The 8,877-nt window shown below is 33.2% G+C and carries 10 protein-coding genes; 3 read left to right on the forward strand and 7 right to left on the reverse strand.

Features of this window, described 5'->3' with window-relative positions; genetic code table 11:
- Positions 1-287: 287 nt before the first annotated feature.
- Positions 288-1,037, reverse strand: coding sequence for a TatD family hydrolase (locus tag ACKI3D_RS02730; protein WP_407392120.1), 750 nt, complete (start codon positions 1,035-1,037; stop codon positions 288-290).
- Between the two features lie 90 nt (positions 1,038-1,127).
- On the opposite strand from ACKI3D_RS02730, the gene ACKI3D_RS02735 reads away from it, so the two are divergent.
- Positions 1,128-1,832: a ThiF family adenylyltransferase gene (locus tag ACKI3D_RS02735; protein ID WP_407392122.1), complete on the forward strand. Its 705-nt coding sequence runs from the start codon at positions 1,128-1,130 to the stop codon at positions 1,830-1,832.
- A gap of 115 nt (positions 1,833-1,947) precedes the next feature.
- Here ACKI3D_RS02735 and ACKI3D_RS02740 read toward each other — a convergent pair whose 3' ends face one another.
- Both ACKI3D_RS02740 and surE read right to left on the reverse strand, forming a co-directional pair.
- Positions 1,948-2,418: a dCMP deaminase family protein gene (locus ACKI3D_RS02740; RefSeq protein ID WP_407392123.1), complete on the reverse strand. Its 471-nt coding sequence runs from the start codon at positions 2,416-2,418 to the stop codon at positions 1,948-1,950.
- A gap of 75 nt (positions 2,419-2,493) precedes the next feature.
- Positions 2,494-3,312 carry a 5'/3'-nucleotidase SurE gene (gene surE / locus ACKI3D_RS02745; RefSeq protein WP_407392125.1) on the reverse strand — a complete coding sequence of 273 codons (819 nt, stop codon included), beginning with the start codon at positions 3,310-3,312 and terminating at the stop codon, positions 2,494-2,496.
- 206 nt (positions 3,313-3,518) lie between these two features.
- Here surE and ACKI3D_RS02750 point away from each other — a divergent pair, with 206 nt between their 5' ends.
- Positions 3,519-4,013: a hypothetical protein gene (locus ACKI3D_RS02750; RefSeq protein ID WP_407392127.1), complete on the forward strand. Its 495-nt coding sequence runs from the start codon at positions 3,519-3,521 to the stop codon at positions 4,011-4,013.
- A gap of 83 nt (positions 4,014-4,096) precedes the next feature.
- Positions 4,097-5,485, forward strand: coding sequence for an MFS transporter (locus ACKI3D_RS02755; RefSeq protein WP_407392129.1), 1,389 nt, complete (start codon positions 4,097-4,099; stop codon positions 5,483-5,485).
- A gap of 179 nt (positions 5,486-5,664) precedes the next feature.
- On the opposite strand, the gene ACKI3D_RS02760 is transcribed toward ACKI3D_RS02755, so the two are convergent.
- From ACKI3D_RS02760 to ACKI3D_RS02775, 4 genes are all read right to left on the reverse strand, one after another.
- Positions 5,665-6,750: a radical SAM/SPASM domain-containing protein gene (locus ACKI3D_RS02760; protein ID WP_407392131.1), complete on the reverse strand. Its 1,086-nt coding sequence runs from the start codon at positions 6,748-6,750 to the stop codon at positions 5,665-5,667.
- Positions 6,751-7,377 (reverse strand): TetR/AcrR family transcriptional regulator, encoded by a 627-nt coding sequence (locus ACKI3D_RS02765; protein ID WP_407392133.1) that lies wholly within the window; start codon positions 7,375-7,377, stop codon positions 6,751-6,753.
- A 68-nt stretch (positions 7,378-7,445) separates the two neighbouring features.
- A complete protein-coding gene (locus tag ACKI3D_RS02770) occupies positions 7,446-8,114 on the reverse strand; it encodes a class I SAM-dependent methyltransferase (RefSeq protein ID WP_407392135.1) in 669 nt (222 codons plus the stop codon).
- Position 8,115: 1 nt separating this feature from the next.
- A complete protein-coding gene (locus tag ACKI3D_RS02775; protein ID WP_407392137.1) occupies positions 8,116-8,808 on the reverse strand; it encodes a DUF11 domain-containing protein in 693 nt (230 codons plus the stop codon).
- Between the last annotated feature and the right edge of the window lie 69 nt (positions 8,809-8,877).

The following is an 8,877-nucleotide window of genomic DNA, read 5'->3' on the forward strand; positions in this document are numbered from 1 at the left end:
TTGATAAGCAATCTGACTACCTAAAACTCCTCCACCAGCTACTACAACTTTTTTGATATCCATTTAAATCACCTGACAATTATAAATTATATTTTTTGAAAAACTAAATATAATTTACTTGTTTAATATTTAATAATTTAAAATATTTAAAATTTTTTAAATGATTTTTAATTGTATTGGTGTTATGTAAACAATACTGGACAAAGAAAATTAAAAAAAGTTTTGTAGATTGGTCCTAAAGCAGGATTTGAATTTATTATTGTAAAATGAATGTTTTCTCTGAAATATTATATTTTAAACAATCTCTTTGCATTATTTGTGGCTATTTCAGTGATTTCATCATCTTGCATATCCAGTTCCTGCGCAATTTTTCGTATAACATATATTAGATTCAATGATGTATTCTTCTCTCCCCTTTTTTCTTCCGGAGTCAGATAGGGAGAATCTGTTTCTACAAGCATATGATTGATATCAATCTTTTTAAGCATCTTTTTTGCTTTCTTGTTATTTTTGTGAGTAATCGGACCTCCTATTCCAATATAGAAACCCAATTTAATGAATTCCAGTGCCATTTCTCCTGAACCCTGATAGCAATGCATGGATCCTGTCAAATCATGTTTTTTTAACATGTCAAAGGTATCCTGCATGGCCTTTCTTGAATGTACAATTACAGGCAAAGAATGTTTTTCAGCCAGATTCAACATTTTTTCAAAAAGTTCCTTCTGCTTGTCCTTATTATCCTTTGAATAGTAATAGTCTAAACCAATCTCACCTACTGCGATTACATTATCACTGATAAGTTGCTTATCCAATAAGGAAATGTCTTCATCTGTTATCTCATCTGCAAAAGATGGATAATATCCCAAGGCCGCATGGACATTTTCATATTTAGCAGACAATTCCAATACTTCCCTATTGCTTAAAGGGTCAGTGCCGTTCAATATCATATGTATATCGTTTTCTGCAGCTTCATTTATTATTTCCTCTGCATTTTCCATTTCGCTATTGTAGATGTGGCAATGTGTATCAATTATCATTAAAATCCTCACTTGCATTAAGTTTTTATTCTTTTGACATCAATTATTATATAATAAACTGAATTAAATTATATTTTTTGGTGTATGGATATGGACGAGAAGTTTTCAAGAACAGAAATGTTGGTTGGAAATGATGGAATGGAAAAATTGAGCAATGCCAAGGTTGCCGTTTTTGGCCTTGGCGGTGTCGGCTCTTATGTCTGCGAAGGACTTGCCAGAAGCGGATTGGGCAATTTCATCTTGGTTGATTATGACAAGATAGATGAAAGCAACATAAACAGGCAGCTGATTGCAACAGTAAATACAATCGGCAGATATAAGGTTGACTTAATGAAGGAAAGAATTCAGCAAATCAATCCAAATGCAAATGTAGAAGTGTATAAAGAGTTTTATATGGCCGATTCGGAATTGGACATCATTACAGAAGACCTTTCATATGCTGTAGACTGTGTGGATACCATAATGGCCAAGATTGCAATTATCTGCAAATGCGATGCTCTTGGCGTTCCGGTCATTTCTTCAATGGGGACAGGAAACAAATTGGACCCGACAATGTTTGAAGTTGCTGACATTTATGAAACATCTGTATGTCCCCTTGCCAGAATAATGAAAAAAGACCTTAGAAAAAGAAATATAGAAAAACTGAAGGTAGTCTATTCAAAGGAACATCCAATTAACACCAATGACTGCACCATAAATCAGGGCCGGAAATTTAAAGTTAAAGGCAGCATATCTTTTGTACCATCGGTTGCAGGATTGATAATTGCCGGTGAAGTAATAAAGGATATTATTTGAACTTGACACTTGTGTGGAAAGGATAAGAAAAGATTATTAAATTTACAGATCTTTACAACCTTTTTAAAAACTTTTTTAAAGTTAACGTGAAAATAATACTGAGAAAATATTCAGTTCATGGATTGCGCAGTTTCAAAATCCCTTTCTTACTGATTATCTCATCAACTCCTGAGTTTTTAATCATTCTAAAGCATATCGGACAAGGTTCTGCATCTTCGATTTCTACCCAATCGCCATCAGCATATTTTTCTCCAGCCAGATAAATGGTTGATCCAAGCATTTCATTTCTGCTTGCACTAATCATGGCATTTTGTTCAGCATGGACTGAAAAACAGTCATTATAGTCACCTGAATTTGATGGGAGGTCCATTCTTTTACAGTTTCCTCTATCACAACAGTTTTCCTCACCTCTTGGATTTCCATTATAACCTGTACTGATTATCTCATCATTATTGACTATTACCGCTCCATAGCGTCTTTTTAAGCAAGTGCTTCTTTTTGATACTACAAGAGCAATTGCAAGATAATACTCAGTTTTACTCATACGATTTGCATCATTTTCATTTATGGATTTTTCGTCTGCCATATCTTTTATCTCCTTTCTTTAATGCTATTAAGAATTAAATCAAACTATAGTTTTTGTTATTGCCAAAACAATCAGTCATTTCCAGTCTTTCAAATCTTCATAAGTCATGTTGACCTTTAGAGGAGTTAAGCTAGGACATTTTTCAACGAACAATGCATATCCGTCACTTCCTTCCTCATATTCCTGAAACAGATTAGAGGTAATCATGATTAAATCATCACTTTTCTGATTTTCATCTAAAGGATAGTTAAATAGTTCGGCTTTTTCCTCATTTGTATTGTCAATGACATGTTTATCAAGCATTTTATTTGATAGTTTGGTGATTTTAACATCTTCTGAGTCATAATTTGATGGAACATTCAAATTAAACAAGTCAACGCCATCGGGGAATCCTTCATCAATTATCTTTAAAACAAGTTCACGTAAAACCTTTTTTGTTAATTCAAAGTCATAATCCACATACCATTCACCGTTTTCATCCTGTTTATATGCTGTTTTCGGGTCAATGAACAATGAAACGGCAATTGCTGGGATACCTAAGCTAACTGCTTCAAAGGCAGCGCATACAGTACCTGAAGATGTAATATCACAACTTATGTTAACGCCTTGGTTTATACCACTAATAACCAAATCGGGTTTTTCATCCATCACATAATCAACACCGACAATCACTGCATCTGCAGGAGTTCCAGAAACTGAATAAGCAGGGCTTCCATCTTCAAGTTCACAAGATTGGAGCTTTAAATGCTTAAATAGAGTTATGCGACGTCCTACACTACTGTTATTTATATCAGGCGCAACAACAGTGACATTAGCTAAATCCTCAACAGCCTGTTTTGCAGCCAATATTCCTGGAGCAAAAACTCCATCATCATTAGATATTAAAATGTTCATAATGTAACCAAAAGATATTATTTTACTAATTTTATATTAGACATTATGATTAAAAAAATCTTTCTTTTGTCATAATTTGGTAGATATATGATTTATCATCAAATGTTTCCAACATCATATTTAAATAACATCTGTAAAATACTATTATTATAGGGAATTTGTAAAAATAATCTTTTTTACATAAAAAAATTAAAAGGTGATTAAAAATGAATAAAAAGATAGGTATTATATTTGCTCTAGTATTCCTAGCATTTTTAGTTATGGGCACTGCTAGCGCGGGTATTTTTGACATTTTCGGCGGTGATGAAGTTCAAAACCAAACATATGATTTTGGAGGATTTTCACTAGACATTCCTGAAGATGCAGTTGTTGTAAACGAAACTACAGATGAAGATGGTTTAACACTTGATACATTTGTTGTTACATTAGCAGATGGTGACTCATATATTGTTGAAAAGTTATCTGGAAATATTGTTTCATCAATGGATGAATTCAAGATAAATGCAGGAAGCCTTGGAGCTAAATTCACTGATGAATATGGTAATTGGACTGTATTTGACATGAAAAATGTAGACACCGGGGACGATGTTGAATATCATCCATATATGCTTGCTCAACATGATGGAGAACATATCTATCAGCTTGAAGGTAAAGATTTAGATTCTCTCAAATCCCTAGCAGATACCTTTAAAGCAGAGTAATTTGCTCGTTATAAGAGCAATATCTTTGAGGAGTTTCAAACTCCCTAATTTTTAATTTTAAAATAATATTTTTAAGAAACGCTATGACAACTAAAACTTTAGATACAAAAACCAGAAACCTCATACTTATATTATTTTTAATTGGAGTCTTTATGGGCTCTCTTGATACGGGAATCATAGGTCCGGTTCTGCCTTCAATTGAACAGAGCTTCAATCTGACAAGTAGGGAATCAAGCTGGATTTTTACTCTTTTTGTAATCACTTTCATGATTGGTTCACCGATTATGGCTAAGTTTTCAGACTTTTACGGCAGAAAAAAGATTTTTATTTTGGATGTGCTTTTGTTTGGAATCGGATCCTGCCTAATTGCATCTGCCATAAACATTGAAATAATATTTTTGGGAAGAATCATTCAGGGTTTCGGCTGTGGAGGCATATTCCCTGTAGCCGGCGCATTTGTTGGTGATGCATTTCCATTGGAAGAGAGAGGAAAAGCATTAGGGATTCTTGGAAGCGTATTTGGAATTTCAGCTATTGGAGGACCATTGGTTGGAGCTGCTTTAATTCCGTATGGCTGGAATCTGTGCTTTACAATAAATATCCCAATAAGCATTTTTTTAATAATATTTGCTTTCTATATCCTTCCGGATTTGGAGAACAAAAGAAAACTTAAGATTGATTATCTGGGAATCATTATATTAAGCTTGCTTTCCATATTTTTAGCCTATGGATTAAATCAGATTGATTCTAATAATTTCATTAACAGCTTATTATCCATAAATGTTGCTCCATTCTTGATAATATTCATAATTTTAATCCCAATATTCTTTAAAATTGAAAAAAGAGCTCAGGAATCTATTGTACCAATACACATGCTTAAAAACAAAGAGATTACAATTGCTTGTATTGAAACCTTATGTTATGGAATAATCTATTCCTCTGTAATATTTGTTCCTTCATTGGTAATTCTTTCCTTGGGATTGAATGACCAATTGGCCAGCCTAATGATAATTCCAATTTTAGGGGCAAATGCAGTAGCAGCTCCAATTCTTGGAAAGATCTTGGATTCAACAGGTTCACGTAAGCTTATGGCTATTGGAACATTGATTATGACATTTGGCCTAATTGCTATTGCCATATATCCTGATAATTTCCTGTTATTCATTATAGCCGGCTGTCTAATAGGTATTGGTATGGTAACTATTATAGGTGCACCTTTAAGGTATATTGTTTTGACTGAAGCAAAACCTACTGAAAGGGGAGCAGGTCAGGCTATCGTTAATATGCTATCAAGTACCGGTCAGCTAATTGGTGGAGCTCTTATCGGTGGTGTAATTGCTTCATTTTCAGGAATATTCGGTTATAGAATAAGCTTAATTTTAGCGGCCGTTGTAGGATTTATTGCATTCCTTTTCACTCTTAAATTGAAAGGCCGTGACGAGCAGATTGCAACAATGAAATCAAACTTTTAAGTTTAGTGAGAAAATGGTAGATTTTTCTCATTAAAACTATTAATTATTTTTAATTTTATGCTTGTTTAAATTATATTGAATTGCATATTCCTATTGAATTATCCCATCGGCATTTAATTTTTTAATATATTCAATTGATTTGAATATAATTTTTTTAATTAGTGTATATAAGCTAAAGTCTATTCATTCAATATTCTTTCAACTTCATCCTTATGTTCAAACAAAACGCAACCACCCTCATGCTCATCCATTAAAATTCCTCCATCCCTAAGAGATTTGAATAATTTTGAATCCAAGGCTTCAAGAAGTGAGGTATCCTTAACGTTAATGTCTGAATATGGTGAAGCGGGACACGGTTCAGCGCCTCCATGGGAGTTTATATGGAAAAATCCCCTTCCGGCTGCCAGACAACCTCCGGATTCCTTTTCATCGCCCGGAAATGACATGAATAACATATCCTCATATTCCCTGCGCAAGCAATCAAGTTCATTTTGTAACAATTCCCTTTCACGGTCACTAGGTGCAAGTTCCATTGTATTTTCGCTCATTGGAACATATTCTATGAAAAACAATACCTTACATCCCAAATCATGCAACTGATTAATATATTCTTTTGAAAGCAAGTGTGTTAAGTTTCCTTTTGTAAATGTTAATGAAGCACCAAATATTATATTGTTTTTCTTCATTACTTTCATTGATTCTATCAATTTAGCATATACTCCTTTTCCTCTTCTTGAATCAGTTACCTCTTCATTTCCTTCTATTGATAGAATTGGGACTAAATTTCTATTATCATCAAACAATTTTAAATAGTCCTCGTTTAACATGGTCCCATTGGTAAATATCGGGAATAATATTTCAGGATATTCGCTTGCTTTTAAAATTACATCTTCTCTAAGCATTGGTTCTCCGCCTGCAAGAACAATGAAACTTATTCCAAGATCTCTTGCCTGTTTAAATATATCCTGCCAATCATCAGCTGAGAGCTGGTTTAAAGGATCATCATCATTACATGCATCATTGGCACGTGAATAGCAGCCGGTACAATGCAAATTGCAGCTACTTGTAATGCTTGCTATCAAAAAGACTGGTATATTCTTACCTTTTTCACTAAATTTTTGCCTTGTTTTTGTAGCATTTCTTGCATATCTTGAAAACTTAAGTAAATATTTGCTTTCCTTTGGATTTTTAAGGCATGCGCGAATAGAATCTTTCAGTATGTATTCTACTCCTTCTTCCAGATATTCCTGAAGTCTAAAGTCCATTCATTTCACCTTCACACAATCAAGCAGGAATTTCGCATGTTCTTCCGCTTCTTTAAAGAATGAATCAAGACAATCTCGAGGAATATCATCATATTTTGCACATATCTCCAAAAGAAGATAGATTGGATAGCTATAATATTCCTTTGCCAATAGTTTTGGATTTGAATCCTTTTTTATAATTCCCTTTTCTTTCAGGATTGTGAAAAATCCAATCCAGAACTCTAATGGCTTTATGAGTATTTCATTCTGGAAAAACACTCTTATTTTCTCATTATAATTCATTTGGATAAATATCAATTTCCATATTTTCAGATTTTTTTCATCTGAAAACATTGATTTAATGGCTTCAGAGCCCATATGATAAAATTCTTCAGGATTTTCAAGAAGTATTTCATTATCTGCAGTCAGTATAAATTCTTTACTGTTCAGCAATTCATCATATTCGAAAAGGTCTGTGAAGTATTCAAATATATCCATCAATATTGCTTCTTTTGATGGATAATGACTATATATTGAGCTTTTTTTGATTCCTACATTATCTGCAATTTCCCTTAGTGAAACGGAATCATATCCTTTTTTAGAAAATAGATCTAGTGATACATCAAAAATTTTTTCTTTAGTATTCATTTTCCTACCTACCGTTCGTTAGGTATATTATCTTATTAATCATATATAAAAGTAACTAATTAAAAAAATCATTTTCTTGCTATTACACAAATCCATGTAATAATTTCATTGGTTACGCTGTCTGGACCTTCCTTTAAAAAGCACAATACATCGGAAAATCCAGCTTGACGCAAATATTCATCCAATTCATCATCCGAATATATATTCATGTCCAGTAATTCGACAAGTTCAGCTTGGCGCTCATCATCTTTTTTGGGAACCGCCTCATTGCAAATAAATATTATGCCGTCTTCTTTCAAAACTCTTCTGACTTCCTTTAGGTCATTTGAAATATCCGGCCAGAAATAAACGCTTTCAAAAGCAGTTACAATATCAAAAGATTCATCTTCAAAAGGCATTTCAGAAACAGAAGAGTGAATGATTTCACATCTGCCCTCATCAACGGCTGTTTGGTTTAATTGAATGGACCTTTTAACTGCAAGTTCAGAATAATCCAGTCCAAATACCTTATTTTCACTCATCTTGAGAAATCTTTCAACATTAACTCCGCCACCACAGCCGATATCTAAAATGATATCATCTTTAGAGATATCTAGATGGCTGACTCCCCATTGTGCAAGATTTTCATGGTTTATGGTCATCCAATCCAACAATTTATCGCCCAATTCGCCTTGAGGGTTTCGAGCATTGATAAATAAGTCAAGCTCTTCAATCAGTTTTGTTTTATGTTCAGCCATATTATCTGACCTTAAATCTGAAGGCGAAGCAACATACCAGGGATATTAAAATTAAAATAAGCGGATTACCAGTTGCTCTGATTTTGGAATGATTGAGTTGAGATTTGACACTATCATGCTGCTTAGGTAAAAAGACATCAATTTCCTCTTCCTCATAAGTATCATTATTTAAATTGACAGTATCGGAAGTTAAATTTGCTTTGCTAATTTTTTCACCAGGAGTGATGGCTTCAGTAACAATATCCAAAAATGCGGTAGCATATTTTGGTAAATCTCCTATATCCCAAATTCCTGTGTCTGGATTGAAAGTTCCCTGTGAAGCGGTATGCTTAATGTATTTTAAACCTTCCGGCAACTGATCAAACACTTTAACATTTTTAGCATCATTTGGTCCTGAATTGTATACTTCAATATTCCAGGTTACCCAATCCCCAATGTATATATTCTCCTTATCTGCATCATTGTCAAGAACTAGATATGTAGATGGATTTTCATCATTTGAAGATCCTGCACTTGTTAAGTTACTTTCTTCACTATCCTGAGAAGACAAAACCTCTGTTGCATCATCTTCAAGCTCCAGCACTTGAATATCCTCCTGATTCAAAGTGGAATCATTCAAGTCATTTGCCCAAACACATGACAAACAGGATAGTGAAATTAAAATAATTATTACAGTAATAATCTTTTTATTCATAATATTCATAAAATTTTTATTTATTTAATATATTTATTAATATGAAATATAAAAGATTATGTATTTTTT

This window comes from Methanobrevibacter sp. (assembly GCF_045586545.1).
Lineage (GTDB): Archaea > Methanobacteriota > Methanobacteria > Methanobacteriales > Methanobacteriaceae > Methanocatella.

Bases quoted from the DNA above. Each gene is read 5' to 3' on its own strand.
- ACKI3D_RS02730 (WP_407392120.1), bottom strand. From the start codon at position 1,037: ATGATAATTGATACACATTGCCACATCTACAATAGCGAAATGGAAAAT.
- ACKI3D_RS02735 (WP_407392122.1), top strand. From the start codon at position 1,128: ATGGACGAGAAGTTTTCAAGAACAGAAATGTTGGTTGGAAATGATGGA.
- ACKI3D_RS02740 (WP_407392123.1), bottom strand. From the start codon at position 2,418: ATGGCAGACGAAAAATCCATAAATGAAAATGATGCAAATCGTATGAGT.
- surE (WP_407392125.1), bottom strand. From the start codon at position 3,312: ATGAACATTTTAATATCTAATGATGATGGAGTTTTTGCTCCAGGAATA.
- ACKI3D_RS02750 (WP_407392127.1), top strand. From the start codon at position 3,519: ATGAATAAAAAGATAGGTATTATATTTGCTCTAGTATTCCTAGCATTT.
- ACKI3D_RS02755 (WP_407392129.1), top strand. From the start codon at position 4,097: ATGACAACTAAAACTTTAGATACAAAAACCAGAAACCTCATACTTATA.
- ACKI3D_RS02760 (WP_407392131.1), bottom strand. From the start codon at position 6,750: ATGGACTTTAGACTTCAGGAATATCTGGAAGAAGGAGTAGAATACATA.
- ACKI3D_RS02765 (WP_407392133.1), bottom strand. From the start codon at position 7,377: ATGAATACTAAAGAAAAAATTTTTGATGTATCACTAGATCTATTTTCT.
- ACKI3D_RS02770 (WP_407392135.1), bottom strand. From the start codon at position 8,114: ATGGCTGAACATAAAACAAAACTGATTGAAGAGCTTGACTTATTTATC.
- ACKI3D_RS02775 (WP_407392137.1), bottom strand. From the start codon at position 8,808: ATGAATAAAAAGATTATTACTGTAATAATTATTTTAATTTCACTATCC.